The sequence below is a fragment of the Ottowia caeni genome, assembly GCF_050821495.1.
GTDB lineage: Bacteria > Pseudomonadota > Gammaproteobacteria > Burkholderiales > Burkholderiaceae_C > Ottowia > Ottowia caeni.
Genome location: NZ_CP151080.1, coordinates 2,715,816 through 2,737,964 on the forward strand (window position 1 = coordinate 2,715,816; position 22,149 = coordinate 2,737,964).

Genomic DNA, 22,149 nt, shown 5'->3' on the forward strand with positions numbered 1-22,149 from the left:
ACCAATACATCTATGGCATCGCTGACCCTGATGATGCCGGAATCAACCAAGGAGCACTCACCATGTTGGACGACGACATCAAGCAACAACTGACCGCCTACCTCGAGCGCGTGAAGGAGCCGTTCGAGATGGTGGCTTCTCTTGACGGCGGCGAAAAGGCCGCTGAAATGCGCGAACTGCTCGAAGAAATCGCGGCCGCCCGCCCGGATATGATCAGCCTGCGCGTAGATGGCACAGACGCACGCAAACCGTCTTTTAGCTTGCAGCGCAAAGGCGCAGACTCGAAGCTGCGGTTTGCCGCCATCCCCATGGGCCATGAGTTCACTTCGCTCATCCTGGCACTCCTGTGGACAGGTGGTCACCCGCCCAAGGTGGAGGCCGATACGCTTGAGCAGATCAAGGCTCTCGACTCAGACCTCAAATTTGAGGTTTACATGAGCCTGTCCTGCCACAACTGCCCCGACGTGGTACAGGCCCTATCGCTCATGGCCATCTACAACCCACGCATTGATGTCACCATTATTGACGGGGGCCTCTATCAGAAAGAAATTGAGGAACGCGAGATCATGGGCGTTCCCACCGTTTACCTGAATGGTGAGTTTTTTGCCAACGGCCGCATGAGTGTGGATGAGATCGTGCAGAAGGTCGACACAGGCGCTGCCAAGCGTGATGCAGAAAAGCTGAGCGCCAAGGCACCGTTCGAAGTGCTGATCATCGGCGGCGGTCCTGCTGGAGCGGCAGCTGCCATCTATGCTGCGCGCAAGGGCATCCGCACTGGTGTTGTCAGCGAGCGTTTCGGCGGCCAGGTGAACGACACCATGGAGATTGCCAACTACCCAGGCATTCCCGAAACCAACGGGCCTGCGTATGCCGCCGCACTGGAACAGCACGTGCGCGCTTATGAAGTGGATATCATGAATACGCAGCGCGTAGCTGAGTTGATTCCCGCTGCCCAAGCGGGCGGCTTGGTGACGGTGAAGCTGGACAATGGCGGGACATTGAAGAGCCGCACCGTGATCCTGGCCACCGGTGCGCGCTGGAGAAACGTCAACGTTCCTGGCGAGCAAGAATACAAGACCAAGGGCGTGGCGTACTGCCCGCACTGCGACGGCCCCCTCTTCAAGGGAAAGGACGTTGCCGTCATCGGTGGCGGCAACTCCGGTGTCGAGGCAGCGATCGACCTCGCTGGCGTGGTGAAGCACGTTACAGTGCTGGAATTCCTGCCTGAGATGAAAGCTGACGCGGTGCTGGTCAAGAAGCTCCAGAGCCTGCCGAACGTGACGATTCACACCAACGCTCAGACAACCGAGATCACGGGTGCCGGTGGCAAGGTCAATGGATTGAGGTTCAAGCACCGCGCTGACGGCACCGATGCCAGCGTGGATCTGGAAGGCGTGTTCGTGCAGATTGGCCTGGTACCTAATACCGAATGGCTAGGCTCTACAGTAGAGCGCAGCAAGTTCGGCGAGATTGTGGTCGACGCGCGCGGTGCCACCAACGTGCCGGGCGTGTTTGCTGCAGGCGATTGCACCACGGTGCCCTACAAGCAGATCGTGGTGGCTGCAGGCTCAGGGTCCACGGCGGCATTGAGCGCGTTTGACTACCTGATACGCACACCCGCAGCCTCCGAAGGAGCGCAAACGGTAACTCAGGAAGCAGTCGCCGCCTAAGAGCCTGTCGGAATTGGAAGTCGTCTGCTGGAAATGTGCCGCAGCGCTGCATTTTTCACAGCCTCATTCAGCCCGCTCGCGTAGCGGGCTTTTTTTGCCCGCTCGGGATCACCTTTTGTCAGATCCTGCACAAAAAATTTCTCCATATTGTCGTCGCCGCCAATATCGTGCCAACGAGTGCAGGCCTAACATGATTCGAAACATACTTTTACACCTGTTGTGCAGGTTAACCGGAGTCCTTCGATCATGGCAACCACCGTACTCATCACTAAGCTCACTGGCCAGGCATGGGTCCGCAATGCCGACGGGTCGCTTACCGAACTGCGCGAGGGCATGCGCATTGCGGCAGATGCGAACGTGGTCACCGCCTCGGGTAGTTCCTTGCAACTTCAGGCCGACGGGCAGCCTCCGCTGACGATCGGAGAAGGTCAGAATGTGGCGTTGACGGAAGAAGTATTCCGTCCGGCAGCACCCAATGAAGCGGCCATTACCCCACCCCTTCCTGGTACAGCTGATGCACTGATCAACGCCATCATCGCTGGCCAAGACCCCCTGGATCAACTCGATCCCACCGCTGCGGTGCTTACCGGTGGCGGTGGTGGAGGCGGCACATTTGTGCGGCTGAGCAGCATTTTGGAAACTACAGCACCGCTGGATTTGGCCTATGGAGGCATTGGGAGGCCGGGGATTGATTCCGCCATACTGGGAACGGCTATGGTCCTACCGGAGTCGGCGCCGGATCCTCTCACGAGCGAGCGTGACGTAAGCGAAGCCGGTCTGCCAGGTGGATCGAGCGAAGGCAATCAGAGCAACATTGTCAATGGTCAGGTGACCCTTCCTCCTGGCTGGACTCCTGTGCCCAGCTCTGGCACCACACCCTACGGCACCTACACCATAGATGCGCAAGGTAACTTTACATACACGCTGACCGGCCCGACTGCTGACGTCAATGGCGTTATTGAAATCGATAGCTTTGTATACAGCATCACTGATGGCACAACCATAGTAACCGGCAACCGAGTGGACATCGCGATCAATGACGACGTGCCGACTGCTCGCAATGACACCGATACAGTCCCCAACGCCACGGCCACCGGCAATGTGATCACTGGCGCCGACACCACCAGCGGTGCGGCTGGGTCCGACGTCAAGGGCGCCGATGGCGCCACCGTGACCACGGTCTCCAGCAACAACGTTCCCGGCAACTCCCCCAGCGTGGTGGGCGGCGTCATCACCATCGTCGGTGAGCATGGCACCCTGGTCATGCAGCCCGATGGAAGCTATGTCTACACGCGGACCTCCGCCGGCCCGCTGCAAGCGACAGAAACCTTCACCTACACGCTCACCGATGGCGATCAGGACACTTCCATCGCCACCCTCATATTGACCATCGGCGACAACGGCGTCACGATTGACAACCTCACGCCTCAAGCAGGCGGCGGTGATGTCACGGTTGAAGAGGCCGCCCTCAACGATGGGTCCAACCCATCGAGCACGAACGAAACTGGCACCGGCAGCTTCACGATTGCCGCACCCGATGGCGTGAACACCGTGAGTATCGGTGGCACTGTGGTGATCCAGAACGGCGCCCTTGTGATCAGCCCGACCTTCACCACGGCCCTGGGCAACACCTTTACCGTGACCGGCTACGACGCAGCCACCGGAGTCATCACCTATAGCTACACGCTGGGCGATAACGAGGCGCACCCAGCAGGCGCTGGCAATAACAACCTGTTCGAAGGTCTTGCGGTCGTCGTCACGGATGTGGATGGCGACTCTGTCAATGGCTCGTTGGTCGTCAGGATCATCGACGACGTGCCTACCGCCAATGCGGACACCGACACCGTCGACAACTCCACGGCAACAGGAAACGTGATTACAGGTGCCGGCACCAGCAGCGGCGTAGCCGGTGCGGACGTTCAAGGCGCCGATGGCGCCACTGTGTCTACAGTGACCAGCAGCAATGTGCCAGGCAACATTCCGACCGTGGTCGGGGGTGTCATCACCATTGTGGGCCAGTACGGCACGCTGGTCATGCAACCCAACGGCAGCTACATATACACGCAAGCCACCACCGGCCCGCTGCAGGCCACCGAAACCTTCACCTACACGCTCACCGACGGCGATCAGGACACGTCCACCGCCACCCTGACGCTGACCATCGGCGACAACGGCGTCACGATCGACAACCTGACGCCCGAGGCTGGTGGCGGCGATGTCACGGTTGAAGAAGCCGCCCTCAGCGACGGCTCCAACCCCTCCAGCACGAACGAGACCGGCACCGGCAGCTTCACGATCGCCGCGCCCGATGGCGTCAACAACGTGACCATCGGCGGCACGCTGGTGATCTCCAATGGCGCTCTGGTGGTCAGCCCGACCTTCACCACCGCCCTGGGCAACACCTTCACCGTGACGGGCTACAACGCAGCCACGGGCGAGATCAGCTACAGCTACACCCTGGGCGACAACGAAGCCCACGCAGCCGCAGCAGGCAACAACGACCTGTTCGAAGACCTCGCGGTCGTCGTCACCGACATCGATGGCGACTCCGCTAACGCCACGCTGGCGGTGAGAATCGTCGACGACGTGCCCACCGCAGCGAACGACACCGACACGATCGACAACGCCACAGCTACCGCTGCGGGCAATGTCATGACCGGAGCCAACACCAGCAGCGGCGCAGCCGGTGCGGACGTTCAAGGCGCCGATGGCGCCACCGTGACTACGGTGTTCAGCAGCAACGTGCCGGGCAACACCCCTTCCGTGGTGGGCGGTGTCATCACCATCGTCGGCCAGTACGGCACCCTGGTCATGCAGCCCGACGGCAGCTACGTTTACACGCGCGCCACTGCCGGGCCGCTGCAGGCGACAGAAACCTTCACCTACACGCTCACCGACGGCGATCAGGACACCTCCACCGCGACCCTGACGCTGACCATCGGCGACAACGGCGTCACGATCGACAACCTGACGCCCGAGGCTGGTGGCGGCGATGTCACGGTTGAAGAAGCCGCCCTCAGCGACGGCTCCAACCCCTCCAGCACGAACGAGACCGGCACCGGCAGCTTCACGATTGCCGCCCCGGATGGCGTCAACAACGTCACCATCGGTGGCACGCTGGTGATCTCCAATGGCGCTCTGGTGGTCAGCCCGACCTTCACCACCGCCCTGGGCAACACCTTCACCGTGACGGGCTACAACGCAGCCACGGGCGAGATCAGCTACAGCTACACCCTGGGCGACAACGAAGCCCACGCAGCCGCAGCAGGCAACAACGACCTGTTCGAAGACCTCGCGGTCGTCGTCACCGACATCGATGGCGACTCCGCTAACGCCACGCTGGCGGTGAGAATCGTCGACGACGTGCCCACCGCAGCGAACGACACCGACACGATCGACAACGCCACAGCTACCGCTGCGGGCAATGTCATGACCGGAGCCAACACCAGCAGCGGCGCAGCCGGTGCGGACGTTCAAGGCGCCGATGGCGCCACCGTGACTACGGTGTTCAGCAGCAACGTGCCGGGCAACACCCCTTCCGTGGTGGGCGGTGTCATCACCATCGTCGGCCAGTACGGCACCCTGGTCATGCAGCCCGACGGCAGCTACGTTTACACGCGCGCCACTGCCGGGCCGCTGCAGGCGACAGAAACCTTCACCTACACGCTCACCGACGGCGATCAGGACACGTCCACCGCGACCCTGACGCTGACCATCGGCGACAACGGCGTCACGATCGACAACCTGACGCCCGAGGCTGGTGGCGGCGATGTCACGGTTGAAGAAGCCGCCCTCAGCGACGGCTCCAACCCCTCCAGCACGAACGAGACCGGCACCGGCAGCTTCACGATCGCCGCGCCCGATGGCGTCAACAACGTGACCATCGGCGGCACGCTGGTGATCTCCAATGGCGCTCTGGTGGTCAGCCCGACCTTCACCACCGCCCTGGGCAACACCTTCACCGTGACGGGCTACAACGCAGCCACGGGCGAGATCAGCTACAGCTACACCCTGGGCGACAACGAAGCCCACGCAGCCGCAGCAGGCAACAACGACCTGTTCGAAGACCTCGCGGTCGTCGTCACCGACATCGATGGCGACTCCGCTAACGCCACGCTGGCGGTGAGAATCGTCGACGACGTGCCCACCGCAGCGAACGACACCGACACGATCGACAACGCCACAGCTACCGCTGCGGGCAATGTCATGACCGGAGCCAACACCAGCAGCGGCGCAGCCGGTGCGGACGTTCAAGGCGCCGATGGCGCCACCGTGACTACGGTGTTCAGCAGCAACGTGCCGGGCAACACCCCTTCCGTGGTGGGCGGTGTCATCACCATCGTCGGCCAGTACGGCACCCTGGTCATGCAGCCCGACGGCAGCTACGTTTACACGCGCGCCACTGCCGGGCCGCTGCAGGCGACAGAAACCTTCACCTACACGCTCACCGACGGCGATCAGGACACGTCCACCGCGACCCTGACGCTGACCATCGGCGACAACGGCGTCACGATCGACAACCTCACGCCCGAGGCTGGTGGCGGCGATGTCACGGTTGAAGAAGCCGCCCTCAGCGATGGGTCCAACCCTTCGAGCACCGCCGAGACGGGCACCGGCAGCTTCACGATTGCCGCCCCCGATGGCGTCAACAACGTCACCATCGGCGGCACGCTGGTGATCTCCAATGGCTCTCTGGTGGTCAGCCCAACCTTCACGACGGCTCTGGGCAACACCTTCACCGTGACCGGCTACAACGCGGCCACCGGAGAAATCAGCTACAGCTACACCCTGGGCGACAACGAAGCCCACGCAGCCGCAGCAGGCAACAACAACCTGTTCGAGGATCTCGCGGTCGTCGTCACCGACATCGATGGCGACTCCGCCAACGCCACGCTGGCCGTGAAGATCGTCGACGATGTCCCCACGGCCGCCAACGACACCGACACGATTGACAACGCCACAGCTACCGCTGCGGGCAATGTCATGACCGGAGCCAACACCAGCAGCGGTGCAGCCGGTGTCGACGTGCAAGGCGCCGACGGCGCCACCGTGACCACGGTCACCAGCAGCAACGTGCCGGGCAACACCCCTTCCGTGGTGGGCGGTGTCATCACCATCGTCGGTGAGCATGGCACCCTGGTCATGCAGCCCGACGGCAGCTACGTTTACACGCGCGCCACTGCCGGGCCGCTGCAGGCGACAGAAACCTTCACCTACACGCTCACCGACGGCGATCAGGACACCTCCACCGCGACCCTGACGCTGACCATCGGCGACAACGGCGTCACGATCGACAACCTGACGCCCGAGGCTGGTGGCGGCGATGTCACGGTTGAAGAAGCCGCCCTCAGCGACGGCTCCAACCCCTCCAGCACGAACGAGACCGGCACCGGCAGCTTCACGATTGCCGCCCCGGATGGCGTCAACAACGTCACCATCGGTGGCACGCTGGTGATCTCCAATGGCGCTCTGGTGGTCAGCCCGACCTTCACCACCGCCCTGGGCAACACCTTCACCGTGACGGGCTACAACGCAGCCACGGGCGAGATCAGCTACAGCTACACCCTGGGCGATAACGAAGCCCACGCAGCGGCAGCAGGCAACAACGACCTGTTCGAGGATCTCGCGGTCGTCGTCACCGACATCGATGGCGACTCCGCCAACGCCACGCTGGCCGTGAAGATCGTCGACGATGTCCCCACGGCCGCCAACGACACCGACACGATTGACAACGCCACAGCTACCGCTGCGGGCAATGTCATGACCGGAGCCAACACCAGCAGCGGTGCAGCCGGTGTCGACGTGCAAGGCGCCGACGGCGCCACCGTGACCACGGTCACCAGCAGCAACGTGCCGGGGAATACTCCGAGCGTCAACGCGGGTGTCATCACCATCGTCGGCCAGTACGGCACCCTGGTCATGCAGCCCGACGGCAGCTACGTTTACACGCGCGCCACGACCGGCCCGCTGCAGGCGACAGAAACCTTCACCTACACGCTCACGGATGGCGATCAGGACACCTCCACCGCGACCCTGACGCTGACCATCGGCGACAACGGCGTCACGATCGACAACCTCACGCCTCAAGCAGGTGGCGGTGATGTCACGGTCTACGAGTCGGCGTTGAACGACGGATCCAATCCGCCGAGCCTGGGCGAGACGGGCACCGGCAGCTTCACGATTGCCGCCCCGGATGGCGTCAACAACGTCACCATCGGTGGCACGCTGGTGATCTCCAATGGCGCTCTGGTGGTCAGCCCGACCTTCACCACCGCCCTGGGCAACACCTTCACCGTGACGGGCTACAACGCAGCCACGGGCGAGATCAGCTACAGCTACACCCTGGGCGATAACGAAGCCCACGCAGCGGCAGCAGGCAACAACGACCTGTTCGAGGATCTCGCGGTCGTCGTCACCGACATCGATGGCGACTCCGCCAACGCCACGCTGGCCGTGAAGATCGTCGACGATGTCCCCACGGCCGCCAACGACACCGACACGATTGACAACGCCACAGCTACCGCTGCGGGCAATGTCATGACCGGAGCCAACACCAGCAGCGGTGCAGCCGGTGTCGACGTGCAAGGCGCCGACGGCGCCACCGTGACCACGGTCACCAGCAGCAACGTGCCGGGCAACACCCCTTCCGTGGTGGGCGGTGTCATCACCATCGTCGGTGAGCATGGCACCCTGGTCATGCAGCCCGACGGCAGCTACGTTTACACGCGCGCCACTGCCGGGCCGCTGCAGGCGACAGAAACCTTCACCTACACGCTCACCGACGGCGATCAGGACACCTCCACCGCGACCCTGACGCTGACCATCGGCGACAACGGCGTCACGATCGACAACCTCACGCCCGAGGCTGGTGGCGGCGATGTCACGGTTGAAGAAGCCGCCCTCAGCGATGGGTCCAACCCTTCGAGCACCGCCGAGACGGGCACCGGCAGCTTCACGATTGCCGCCCCCGATGGCGTCAACAACGTCACCATCGGCGGCACGCTGGTGATCTCCAATGGCTCTCTGGTGGTCAGCCCAACCTTCACGACGGCTCTGGGCAACACCTTCACCGTGACCGGCTACAACGCGGCCACCGGAGAAATCAGCTACAGCTACACCCTGGGCGACAACGAAGCCCACGCAGCCGCAGCAGGCAACAACAACCTGTTCGAGGATCTCGCGGTCGTCGTCACCGACATCGATGGCGACTCCGCTAACGCCACGCTATCCGTGAAGATCGTGGACGATGTGCCTACTGCCGCCAACGACACCGACACCGTCGCCAATGCCACGGCGACAGCCACCGGCAATGTCATGACCGGCACCGACACCACCAGCGGTGTCGCAGGCGCGGACGTCAAGGGAGCCGATGGGGCCACCGTGACCACGGTCATCAGCAGCAACGTCCCAGGCAACACGCCGAGCGTGAACGCTGGCGTCATCACCATCGCCGGTGAACATGGAACGCTGGTCATGCAACCGGACGGCAGCTATGTCTACACCCGGACCACGACCGGCCCGCTGCAGGCGACAGAAACCTTCACCTACACGCTCACCGATGGTGATCAGGACACCTCGACAGCCACCCTGACGCTGACCATTGGCGACAACGGCGTCACAATCGACAACCTCACGCCCGAGGCTGGTGGCGGCGATGTCACGGTCTACGAATCCGCGCTGGACATTGGCGGATCGAACCCGTCAAGCACCGCAGAAACCGGATCCGGCACGTTTACCATCGCCGCGCCGGATGGCGTGAACAACGTGACCATCGGCGGCACGCTGGTGATCTCCAGTGGCTCTCTGGTGGTCAACCCAACCTTCACCACGGCCCTCGGTAACACCTTCACCGTGACGGGCTACAACGCGGCCACCGGAGAAATCAGCTACAGCTACACCCTGGGCGACAACGAAGCCCACGCAGCCGCAGCAGGCAACAACAACCTGTTCGAGGATCTCGCGGTCGTCGTCACCGACGTGGACAACGACTCGGCCAACGCCACACTGTCCGTGAAGATCGTGGACGATGTGCCTACTGCTGCGAACGACACCGACACCGTCGCCAACGCTACGGCGACAGCCACCGGCAATGTCATGACCGGCACCGACACCAGCAGCGGCGCAGCCGGTGCGGATGTGCAAGGCGCTGATGGCGCCACCGTGACCACAGTGTTCAGCAGCAACGTGCCCGGCAATACTCCGAGCGTCAACGCTGGTGTCATCACCATCGTGGGCCAGTACGGCACCCTGGTCATGCAACCCGATGGCAGCTACGTCTATACGCGCGCCACGACCGGCCCGCTGCAGGCGACAGAAACCTTCACCTACACCCTCACCGATGGGGATCAGGACACCTCGACAGCCACCCTGACGCTGACCATCGGCGACAACGGGGTCACAATCGACAATCTGACGCCCGAGGCTGGTGGCGGCGATGTCACGGTTGAAGAAGCAGCCCTCAGCGATGGCTCCAACCCATCGAGCGCGAACGAGACCGGTACCGGTTCGTTCACGATTGCCGCCCCCGATGGCGTCAACAACGTCACCATCGGTGGCACGCTGGTGATCTCCAATGGGATTTTGGTGGCCGTCCCGAGCTTCACCACCGCCCTGGGCAACACCTTCACCGTGACGGGCTACAACGCCGCCACCGGAGAAATCAGCTACAGCTACACCCTGGGTGACAACGAAGCCCACGCAGCCGCAGCAGGCAACAACGACCTGTTTGAGGATCTCGCGGTCGTCGTCACCGACATCGATGGCGACTCGGCAAACGCCACACTGGCTGTGAGAATCGTCGACGACGTGCCCACCGCAGGGAACGACACCGACACCATATCCAACGCCACGGCGACAGCCACCGGCAATGTCATGACCGGTACCGACACCAGCAGCGGCGTAGCCGGTGCGGATGTGCAAGGCGCCGATGGCGCCACGGTGACCACGGTCACGAGTGCTAACGTCCCAGGCAACACGCCGAGCGTGAACGCTGGCGTCATCACCATCGCCGGTGAACATGGAACGCTGGTCATGCAACCGGACGGCAGCTATGTCTACACCCGGACCACGACCGGCCCGCTGCAGGCGACAGAAACCTTCACCTACACGCTCACCGATGGTGATCAGGACACCTCGACAGCCACCCTGACGCTGACCATCGGCGACAACGGGGTCACAATCGACAATCTGACGCCCGAGGCTGGTGGCGGTGATGTCACGGTTGAAGAAGCAGCCCTGAGCGATGGCTCCAACCCTTCGAGCACCGCCGAGACGGGCACCGGCAGCTTCACGATTGCCGCCCCCGATGGCGTCAACAACGTGACCATCGGTGGCACGCTGGTGATCTCCAATGGCTCTCTGGTGGTCAGCCCGACCTTCACGACGGCCCTCGGTAACACCTTCACCGTGACTGGCTACAACGCGGCCACCGGAGAAATCAGCTACAGCTACACCCTGGGCGACAACGAAGCCCATGCAGCCGCAGCAGGCAACAACAACCTGTTCGAGGATCTCGCGGTCGTCGTCACCGACGTGGACAACGACTCGGCCAACGCCACACTGTCCGTGAAGATCGTGGACGATGTGCCGACGGCCGCCAACGACACCGACACCATATCCAACGCCACGGCGACAGCCACCGGTAATGTCATGACCGGTACCGACACCAGCAGCGGCGCAGCCGGTGCCGATGTGCAAGGCGCTGATGGCGCCACCGTGACCACGGTCACGAGTGCCAACGTCCCAGGCAACACGCCGAGCGTGAACGCTGGCGTTATCACGATAGTGGGCCAGTACGGCACCCTGGTCATGCAACCCGATGGCAGCTACGTCTATACGCGCGCCACGACCGGCCCGCTGCAGGCGACAGAAACCTTCACCTACACGCTCACCGATGGTGATCAGGACACGTCCACCGCCACCCTGACGCTGACCATCGGCGACAACGGCGTCACGATCGACAATCTCACGCCTCAAGCTGGTGGCGGCGATGTCACGGTTGAAGAAGCCGCCCTCAGCGATGGCTCCAACCCCGCCAGCACAAACGAGACCGGTACCGGTTCGTTCACCATTGCAGCGCCAGATGGCGTCAACAACGTCACCATCGGCGGCACGCTGGTGATCTCCAATGGGATTTTGGTGGCCGTCCCGAGCTTCACCACCGCCCTGGGCAACACCTTCACCGTGACCGGTTATAACGCGGCCACCGGAGAAATCAGCTACAGCTACACCTTGGGTGACAACGAAGCCCACGCAGCCGCAGCAGGCAACAACGACCTGTTCGAGGATCTCGCGGTCGTCGTCACCGACATCGATGGCGACTCCGCCAACGCCACGCTATCCGTGAAGATCGTGGACGATGTGCCTACTGCTGCGAACGACACCGACACCGTCGCCAATGCCACGGCGACAGCCACCGGCAATGTCATGACCGGCACCGACACCAGCAGCGGCGCAGCCGGTGCGGATGTGCAAGGCGCTGATGGCGCCACCGTGACCACAGTGTTCAGCAGCAACGTGCCCGGCAATACTCCGAGCGTCAACGCTGGTGTCATCACCATCGTGGGCCAGTACGGCACCCTGGTCATGCAGCCCGATGGCAGCTACGTCTATACGCGCGCCACGACCGGCCCGCTGCAGGCGACAGAAACCTTCACCTACACGCTCACCGATGGTGATCAGGACACCTCCACCGCTAACCTGACGCTGACCATCGGCGACAACGGCGTCACAATCGACAACCTCACGCCCGAGGGTGGTGGCGGTGATGTCACGGTCTACGAGTCGGCGTTGAACGACGGATCCAATCCGCCGAGCCTGGGCGAGACGGGCACCGGTTCATTCACGATCGCCGCGCCCGATGGCGTCAACAACGTGACCATCGGTGGCACGCTGGTGATCTCCAATGGCTCTCTGGTGGCCGTCCCGAGCTTCACCACCGCCCTGGGCAACACCTTCACCGTGACGGGCTACAACGCGGCCACCGGAGAAATCAGCTATAGCTATACGTTGTTGGACAACGAAGCTCATGCAGCGGGTGCTGGTTCGAATGATCTGTTCGAGAACTTGGCTGTCACCGTGACGGACACGGACGGCGATCCGGCCAATGCCACGCTATCTGTCAGGATCGTCGACGATGTGCCCACCGCGTCCAACGACACCGACAAGATCGACAACGCAACCGCCACTGCCACGGGCAATGTGATCACCGGCGCCAACACCACCAGTGGTGCGGCAGGCGCTGACGTGCAAGGCGCTGATGGCGCAACGGTGTCCACCGTCACCAGCACAAACGTCCCAGGCAACACGCCGAGCGTGAACGCTGGCGTTATCACGATAGTGGGCCAATATGGCACCTTGGTCATGCAGCCCAATGGCAGCTATGTCTACACGCGCGCCAGCAACGGAACGTTGCAGGCCACTGAGACGTTCACCTACACACTCCGGGACGGAGACCAGGACACATCGACCGCCACCCTTACGCTCACCATCGGCGACAACGGCGTCACGATCGACAACCTCACGCCCGAGGGTGGTGGCGGCGATGTCACGGTCTACGAATCCGCGCTGGACATTGGCGGATCGAACCCGTCAAGCACCGCAGAAACCGGATCCGGCACGTTTACCATCGCCGCGCCGGATGGCGTCAACAACGTGACCATCGGCGGCACGCTGGTGATCTCCAATGGCTCTCTGGTGGCCGTCCCGAGCTTCACCACAGCCCTGGGCAACACCTTCACCGTGACCGGATATAACTCGGCCACTGGAGTCGTCAGCTACACCTACACACTTAACGACAACGAGGCCCACCCGAACGGCGCAGGCATCAATAACCTGTTCGAAAACTTGGGTGTATCTGTCACGGACGTTGACGGGGACGCCGCCAGTGGCACGCTGGCAGTGAAGATTGTTGACGACATTCCGACACTGGGTGCATTCAACCCGGGAACACTCCCGAATGCGGTCGGATCAGTCAGCGGCACCTTCGGCCTGACTCCGGGAGCAGACGGCATTGAACGTTTCTTCATTAACGGGCCTACCCTCACGGGGATTTCATACTCCCAGTCTGTTGCCCCAGATGGAACGACGACGTTGCTTGCGCAAACGACGGCCGGCACCCCAGTCTTCACGCTGGTGGTGAAACCTGATGGAACTTATGAATTTAACTTGCTGGATCCAAAGCCCGAGCAAGCGGTAACGCAACCGTTGACAGGCCTGACTTCTGGGGGACCGGAACCTTGGCTCGAAACCCCCGATGGTTTGATCGAGTTCACGGGGAATAGCTCAGGGGTCAACGCGTCAACGCAAGGTTTCGGGATTGATAACCAGTTCGTCAATCCTGGTGAGAACTTCACGATGGAGTTTCATACCGTTGGGTCGCCAGGGGACACTCCGGCAGCGTCCAACGCGCAGTATGTGGGGAAACTTGATTTCACGGTAAACAATGGTTCTGGGACGGTGAGTTGGACTGTGACCAATTCAGCAACCGGACAGACCGAATCAGGTACGGCAACGGTTATCAACGGACAGCTACTGATTGACCCAACGATCGACTTCAACATCGCGTCGATCACAGGTACGTCGGGTAGCATGCGCTTACAAGCGGTCTCGGTCGGTAAGATCATCCTTCCGCCTGATTACGGCTTCGAGTTCTCGATCACGGCGCAGGACCAAGACGGAGACATCACGAGTGCGCAAACGCTGGATATCAGCGTCACGACACAGGTGACTTCTAGTGCGGCCACGACCATGGCTGCCTTCGCAATGCCCGTGTCGACAGACCACTCCGGTTTCACCCCTGAATCAGTGTCGTTTGCGGATCAGGGAAGCAAGGAGCCACCCACAACGGACGGACCAACGCCCGACACCTCCGGAGCAAGCTCTCCTACCGATCCGCTGACAGAAGCGAAACCTGAAGAAAACACGACGAGCAGCTCTCAGCCAGAGTCGAGGGAAACCGAACATGTTTCACTGCTGGATGACGGCACGGTGCCCGTTCCTGTACCCACCGCACCAGCGGATGAGCCCGGAAGTGGAGGCGATACCCACTCGAACGCTGGTGCAGGCAACACCCCCGCCTCTCCGCCGTTGCCCGAGCATATCCTCGTAAGCAACCACGGCGACAGTATTGAGGGGCTGCTACCGCCAGCTGCACCTGCGACGCCACCAGGCCCACCGACTCCGCAGAACGGCGAGCCTGGCAACGTGCCGCCCATGATGCCTGACCACGCTCCTGTACCCCCGAAGCCGAAGAGCTGGCAAGGGCCATGCTCGAGCAGGGTCAGCACAACAATCCTTCGCATCTTTGACCAGGAGCCCTCTCGTTACGGAGGGCAAACTGAGGATGTCATGCAAAGGGCGCCCACCTGACTGGTGAGCGCCCTTTTTCCTGGGCACACTCCCAGGACTGCTCTACTACGCTGCCGACTTATACCTGCACACTCACACCCTGCTCGACTAGGTAATCCGCCGTGTGTTTTTCTACGACGCCTGTGACATAAACGCGCAGCCCCAGATCCTTGGCCGTGCGAGCCAAGGCGAGCAGGAGATTCTTGCTGCCGGGACTATCGTGTGATTGGGCTGCAAAGTCGTCACCCAGCTTGAGATAGGTTAAGGGAAGCAGGTGCAATCGCGTGAGCGCCACAGGCTCCTGCTCCATACGCCGTAGACCAGTGCGAATGCCGTGCATGCGGACTTGGGAACAGAAAGCCAGCAACTCAGTGGGGTAGGCAGTCACGCCATGCGCGTCCAGCTCCAATACGAGTCGGGACAATGTGTTCTGGGTGTCCTGCTTGGCTTGCCGCTTCAGTAACGCGTTCAATTCAGGAAGAAAACTGTCCTGAGCCAACGAGGGCAGTGAAACGCGCACGATGAGTTGTCCACTTGCGTGCTGTTCAAGCCAATGCAATCCCAAGTTGATGGCGTGCAAATCAAACTCCGCCGACAAACCCAGGCGCACAGCCACTGGAAGAAAAAGCGAACCGGCCAGTACTTGGCCTTTGCCCTCATGTGCACTTTCGTGAAGCTGCAACCAAGCGTCGCCGTACTCCTCCCGGCCTTGCGATCCGGCGAATGCATGGGTACGAACATCCAAGCTTAGCCGCTGCGGCTCTGCCAGTGCGGCGGTCAGCATGTGCTGCCACTCCCCTTCACCCGTTGCGCTGCGCTGGGCTTCGCGTGGGCTGTATGCCAAATACTCGACCTCGGAGTGTCCGGCGCTTTCGGCGCGCATGAGCGCTTCATCCAAGCGGGAGAGCACATCGCCCACCGAACTGGATGGGCCATAGTCAGTCAAAGCATACGCCCAGCGGCACCAAATGCCGCTTACCAAAGAAATACGCAAGGATTGCGGGATCTGCCGGATTTTTTGAACCAGACTCATGGCCTGCGGCCCCTGCACTCCCGGCATGAGTACAGCGAAATCGGAGCCATTGAGGCGGGCCAGCTGTCCCTGGCCTTGCAGATACTCGCCTGCTGCTTTCTGCGCCGCCAAAACCTCCCCAATTTCCTGGCCGATTCTGGCAAGCCAGGCGTCTACCTCGGTCCGCGTCATACTAGCGTTCAATGCTTGCAGATCACGCTGGCGGAATAACAGCACATGGCCATGCGAGGCTGCCTCCCCTGCATCTCCGTTCAGCGCTCGGCGCAGTTCATTGACAAAGTATCGGCGGTTAGGAAGACGAGTCACCGGATCTCGATTGACTTCCAGCTCTAGCGACTCAATGCGCTGATTCTGCTCCTGCTCCTGTGCACGCACTCTTTCACGGGTATCGTCAATGACGTCGACCAGCGAACTCAGTTCCGCCACGCTAGAGTGAGCTGGCGAGACCTCCGCAGGGGCCTGCGTACCGATCGCGCGCACCTGTTCTGAGATTTCTTTGCTTAGCACAAGCCGGAACCACCGAAGCAGCAACGTGACGAACAGCGCCCAAACAAAACCCGCGGCCAACACATAAGTTGTCATGCGCACACTGCTTGCCCAGAGTGCCTCACTGGCAAACTGGTTGCCAACAACCAGCGAGAGTCGACCCACCTGACGCCAGCCGTCGCTGACGGCGCGCTCGGCTCTCGGTTCGGTTAACGGCAAAATATTCAAGAACCAGCCCGGAGCCTGCCCTTTAACCCGCTGGCCTTGAGTTTGTCGGCGGGCGAACAGCTCGACGCCGTCAGGCGCCACCAGTCGGATCTCCCGGAATTGACCGCTGTCAAACAAGGCCATCATCAACAGCTCGCGCGTCACGGGGTCCTGATTGGCCGACTGGGACAGCGACAGGGCCAACGAAGAAACAGCATTTTCACTCTGTGAGAGCAGCTGCCCGTCGAGATACTGCCTCGCCGAGCCAATGCTGAAAGCCAAAGTGCCGGCCAGGATGGCCAGAATGGCCACCGTGACGCTGAGCAAGAGTCGCCTCAACAATGACATGTGCACCTCCCAAAAATTGCCGTCGGCTTCATGGTCTGAATCCTTCCTGTTGCATGCGTGCCAGCAGGCCCTGCCAGCGGCCAATCCGTTCAACCGGCGCCTTCTGGCTGGCACCGGCCACATAAATACCTTGCCCGTTGAAACTGAACACGGGAGTGAGATCGCTGCGCTCGCTCGCGGGAAGGATGTCGCCTACCAGGTTATCCAGAACCAAGGGAACGGCGTCGGGCGTGGGATAGAAACCCAGCACCATATGGGCGATACTATGGTTGCTGCCCAATCCACCGACCCGCGCACGAACATAAATGAGGCGAAGCTTCTCCACAGGCACCCCCAAGTGCAGCAAAGAGAAGTACTTGCCAATCACGAAATCCTCGCAATCTCCGGCACGCTTCCCAATGCTCTCCAGCGGGGTCGCCCAGTAGTCAGCCTCGCCCCAGGCGGTGGGGTCGTCCGAACCGATGACGGCCTGGTTCCAGAAGCTATTGATTTTCTCCAGCTGCTGCTCTTGCGCGCGGCCAGTCTGCTCTTGCATGACACGCAGCCAAGCTTGCAGCCCCTGCACACCTTGCGCGCCATAGCGGGATCGGATGGTTCTTTCCAGCATGGCTGTATCGAACTCTAGAGCGCTGCGGCCAGGCGTGGGCAGCAACCATGCCAGCAGCAAAACGATCACGAGCGAAGCACGAAGAACTCCAGCCAAGCGTTTGAACGGATCGGGGCGCTTGGAATGCATGGCACGCTGCATACCCTATGCGATGCCGTGAACCTTCAAGGCGAGCATGAGACGGTCACTCACATGAAGCTTCTCAAATACGGCCGACAGGTGCGCGCGTACGGTTCGCTCCGTAATACCCAGGCGCTCGGAGATTTCCTGGTTTCCAATGCCCGTGGCGGCCAATCGCGCCACCTCCTGCTCACGCGGGCTCAGATTCTTTGTCCAGTCGAGCGCGGTAGGCGTTGGCAGCCTGCTCCCAACATCTTGCAGTAATCGCTGCATAAGGCTGCGACCCAGCCAGACGCTGCCCTCAACAATGCTCTCAAGAATGATGTTGAGAGATGCGACGGGGGTGAAGGCATGAGCATAGCCGCTAGCCCCATTCGCCAGCGTCTGATGTGCCTCAGCATCACTCGGGTGCGTGCTCAGAACGAGCACCTTCAGTCCCTGAAAAAGCACGCGCCATTCAGCCGCGTCCCATGCGGGCAGGCCGGGCAATGCCGCGTCTAGCATGACAAACTGACGCGACTGAGCGGCCCACCGCTGCAGTTCCTGCATGCCTTGACCTCTGGCTGGCAACCAGCGCGCACTATCAATCTGCTGCCAATGCTGCCATAAGGCGGTGTTGCGCGTCACCATCAGGACTGGATGTGCTTGCATCGCGATTGAGTAATTCCCTATGTTGATTTTCCAGCCGTCTGGCTATCTGTTTGCCTGTTTGCCTGTTTGCCTGTCTGGTCAACGCTCGGTAAGCGCATTGGACTTGGCTCGCAGAATGGGCTTGAGCAAGTAGTGCATGAGCGTTCGCCGACCGGTGAGTATGTGTACCTCGGCCTGCATGCCCGGTATGACAGGCCGGCTATCGTCGCCTACATTTGCGCGTTCGGTACGCACCTTGACGATGTAGAAAGTGTTGCCGCGGTCGTCGGTAATGGTGTTGGCGCCAATCTGCTCCACCTTGCCAGCCAGGCCGCCGTAAATGGCAAAATCGTAGGCGGTAAACTTCACTTGTGCCTTCTGCCCGAAGTGAAGAAAACCAATATCGCGCGGGCTGATCTGCACTTCCAGCAGCAACGTGTCGTCGCTGGGTACGATGTCAAGGATGTCCTTGCCCGGCTGCACGACACCGCCCACGGTGTTCACCAGCAAGTTGTTAATGGTGCCGCGCACCGGAGCCCGCACTTCGGCGAGCTTGACACGATCGGCCAGCGCGCGCTGGCCCTGCGCCAAAGTGGAAAGCTTGGTGCGAGTTTCCGAGAGTTCAGCACTGGCTTGGTTGCGAATGGTGAGCTCGGCTTCCCGAATTTTTCGCTCAGCCTCAGAGATTGCGGCACGGATGCGCCCCAACTGCGCACTGGCGGATCGTGCTTCGCCGCAATAGCGAACAACGTCGCGTTGCAGACGCAGCAGATCGACCTCGGAAACAGCCCCACTCTTGAGCAAAGGGCGGGTGACGTTGAGCTCCTCCGTGGTCAAATTGCAGCTCGCAGTGGCCTGATCCTGCTGCGCCTGTGTTGCGCGCAACTCCTGTTGTCGCTGCCCAAGCTGGTCGCGCGCGATGCTGACGTTGGTGTTGAGTTCCTGTGTGCGCGATTCCCAAGTTCGGCGCTCCATTCCCACCGCCTCGGGCGCGGCACGAACCAATTCGTCAGGCACCAGAAAAGGCTTACCTGTGGCCAGCGCCTCCAGGCGAGCTGCCCTGGCTTGCAAGGCCAGGGATTCGGCCTTGTTCTCTCCTAGTGAAGCACTATAGCGAGTGGGATCGATGCGCAGCAACACTTGGCCAGCTTGCACGGTTTCGCCGGTGCGCACCAGGATTTCCTCGACTAAGCCTCCGTCCAGACTCTGCACGACTTGGATCTGGCGCGAAGGCACCACTTGCCCCTGCCCTCGCACCACCTCGTCTATATGGCCAACACTCGCCCAGACGATGAGCGCAAGCACGACCAACAGCGATGCCCACACAAGCAGACGCGATCCGCGCGCCTGTTGTTGCCCCACAGCCCATTGCGCATCGGCGACCATATCCGAAGGATCGTAATTGCGCCCCCGGATTTGCCTCCCGACGGCCCATTTCCCAAGCGTTTGGACAAACTCCGCGGCGGTTCGTTGACGGGCCCCGGTGACCCGGTTTTTCGGGAGGGAGATGTCATGAGCGGCCCTTCACGCTTCCAATCTGCCCTTGCCTGAGCGCCTGGATGATCTGGTCCTTGGGACCGTCGGCGACGATCAGACCCCCATCTACCACGATGATTCGTTCGACCAGCTCGAGCAGTGCGGTACGGTGGGTGACGAGCAGCATGGTCTTGCCAATACTGGCTTGCATGAGATGGTGCTTGAGCTGAGATTCGCTCTGATTGTCGAGATTGCTGCTGGGTTCATCGAGCAACAGAATGGGCGGGTCGTTGATCAAGGCGCGCGCAACTGCAATGGATTGACGCTGACCGCCCGAGAGTGATTCACCCCTTTCGCCGATCGACATGTCGTAGCCCTGCGGATGCTGAGTGGCGAACTCGTCCACCCCGGCAATGCGTGCCGCATACAGCATGTCCGCCTCAGTGGCGTGGGGAGCACCAACCAGCAGGTTGTCCTTGAGGCTGCCGTAAAAGAGCAGTGGGTCCTGCGGCACGTGGCCGATCGAGCGGCGCAGGTCGACGGGGTCTATTTGCCGGGTGTCCACGCCATCGATCAGGATTGAGCCTTCCGTCGGCTGGTAGAGGCCGAGCACGAGCTTTTCGATCGTGCTTTTACCTGACGCAATGCGGCCAATAATGCCGATCCGCTCACCCGCCTTGGCCTTGAATGAAACGCCTTCCAGGGCCAACTGGGTGCTGCCTGTGTAGCGGAAATCAACATTACGGAACTCGATTGCACCTTGCAGGTGAGGTCGGGAAATAAATTCCTGCCCACTCTTGTGCTCAACGGGCATGTCCATGTAGTTATCGATGGCACCCAGTGAAATGCGCGCATTGTGAAACTGCATCATCAGTCCGGCAACCTGCCCTAACGGGGCCAGACAGCGACCTGCGATCATGGAAGCCGCGATAATGCCGCCCAGTGACATTGTCTGCTCCTGCACCCCATAGACACCAATAATCACGACGCCCACCGTGGTCAACTGCTGTACTGTCTGCACAAAGTTAACCGTAGAAGCAGTGATGAACCTGATCTTGCTGCCTATGTAAGCAAGGTATTGTGTGGACTCTTCCCAGCGGCGTTGCACGCCACTTTGGGCATTGAGCGTCTTGACCGCTTCCAGGTTGGTAAGCGACTCAACCAGCAAGGCGTTGCGCTGCGCCGAGGCTTGAAAGGTCTGAAGCGTCAAGCGTCTTAGTCTGGCCTGAGCCACGAAGGATACGATCAACGCAAGAATGATGGAGCCGACTGCGGGGATCAACATCCAGGGAGAGATCCAGGCCAGCACGGCGAGAAACAGCAGCACAAAGGGCAGATCGACCAGCGTGGTCAAGCTGGCGGAAGCAATGAAGTCCCGCACCGATTCGAACGAACGAAGGTTGGCGGCAAACGAACCCACCGTGGCCGGACGCCCCTCCATGCGCAAGTCGAGTACCCGCTCCATGATTTGCGCAGACAGCTGCACATCTACGCGCTTACTTGCCGTGTCCACCACGTAAGCCCGCGCTGTCGTCAGCACGTAATTGAAGACCAGCACCAGCGCCATTCCCACCGCCAGGACCCACAGGGTTTCAATGGCGTTATTGGGTACTACGCGGTCATACACGTTCATGTTGAACAGTGGTGCGGCCAGAGCGAAAAGGTTGATAAGAACTGCAGCAAGCAAGGCGTCTCGGTACAGGCGCCAGTTATCGAAAATCGCTGTCCAGAACCAATGGCCACTGTGCGGCGAGGGAGTCGCTTCCGATCCCCGTTCGAACCGAAACTGAGGGCGGACGAAGCACATCAGGCCGCTATATTGAGCCTGCAACTGTTCATGCGAAACTCGCACCGGACTGCCCGCCTCCGGGTACTGCACGAGGTAATGCTCATCCGGCAAAGACTCCATCAGCAGGCAGGCACGGTTGTCCTTTAGCAGGACAATAACTGGCAACAGCCCCGGAGGCACCTTCTGAAGACCCCGCCGCACGATTCGCGTCGTGCAATGAGCCCGCGCCGCCGCACGCGCGAGCAGCGAAGGCGTCAGCTGTTGATTGACCAGCGGCAAGCCATTACTGAGGGCTTGCGCCGTCATGGGTCTGCCGTGCAGTCTTGTTAATTCGACGAGGCAGGTCAGCAAAGGGTCATCATGCGTGGCATGCGGCGGCAGCCTCCAGGAGGCTTCCGCAGAGGCTGAACCATGTGAGTGGGCGTTGCCCCCTGGG

7 protein-coding genes are annotated in these 22,149 nt (G+C 61.3%); 2 read left to right on the forward strand and 5 right to left on the reverse strand.

Annotated elements, in window-relative coordinates; all coding sequences use genetic code 11:
* Positions 1 to 62: 62 nt before the first annotated feature.
* Together ahpF and AAAK34_RS13035 are read left to right on the forward strand one after the other, a co-directional pair.
* Complete coding sequence (gene ahpF / locus AAAK34_RS13030; protein WP_231698112.1) at positions 63 to 1,670, forward strand: alkyl hydroperoxide reductase subunit F; 1,608 nt, start codon at positions 63 to 65, stop codon at positions 1,668 to 1,670.
* Positions 1,671 to 1,916: 246 nt separating this feature from the next.
* Complete coding sequence (locus AAAK34_RS13035; protein ID WP_431777353.1) at positions 1,917 to 15,038, forward strand: VCBS domain-containing protein; 13,122 nt, start codon at positions 1,917 to 1,919, stop codon at positions 15,036 to 15,038.
* Between the two features lie 58 nt (positions 15,039 to 15,096).
* Here the strand turns inward: AAAK34_RS13035 and AAAK34_RS13040 are convergent, their stop codons facing one another.
* The 5 genes from AAAK34_RS13040 to AAAK34_RS13060 form a co-directional block, all read right to left on the reverse strand.
* A complete protein-coding gene (locus tag AAAK34_RS13040) occupies positions 15,097 to 17,091 on the reverse strand; it encodes a LapD/MoxY N-terminal periplasmic domain-containing protein (RefSeq protein ID WP_431777354.1) in 1,995 nt (664 codons plus the stop codon).
* A gap of 28 nt (positions 17,092 to 17,119) precedes the next feature.
* The gene (locus AAAK34_RS13045; protein WP_231698044.1) at positions 17,120 to 17,827 is read right to left on the reverse strand and encodes a transglutaminase-like cysteine peptidase; all 708 of its coding nucleotides are present in this window, start codon (positions 17,825 to 17,827) and stop codon (positions 17,120 to 17,122) included.
* A 15-nt stretch (positions 17,828 to 17,842) separates the two neighbouring features.
* A complete protein-coding gene (locus AAAK34_RS13050; protein WP_231698043.1) occupies positions 17,843 to 18,469 on the reverse strand; it encodes a response regulator transcription factor in 627 nt (208 codons plus the stop codon).
* Positions 18,470 to 18,547: 78 nt separating this feature from the next.
* The gene (locus AAAK34_RS13055) at positions 18,548 to 19,834 is read right to left on the reverse strand and encodes an HlyD family type I secretion periplasmic adaptor subunit (protein ID WP_231698042.1); all 1,287 of its coding nucleotides are present in this window, start codon (positions 19,832 to 19,834) and stop codon (positions 18,548 to 18,550) included.
* Between the two features lie 124 nt (positions 19,835 to 19,958).
* Positions 19,959 to 22,094, reverse strand: coding sequence for a type I secretion system permease/ATPase (locus AAAK34_RS13060; RefSeq protein ID WP_431778021.1), 2,136 nt, complete (start codon positions 22,092 to 22,094; stop codon positions 19,959 to 19,961).
* Positions 22,095 to 22,149: the final 55 nt, after the last annotated feature.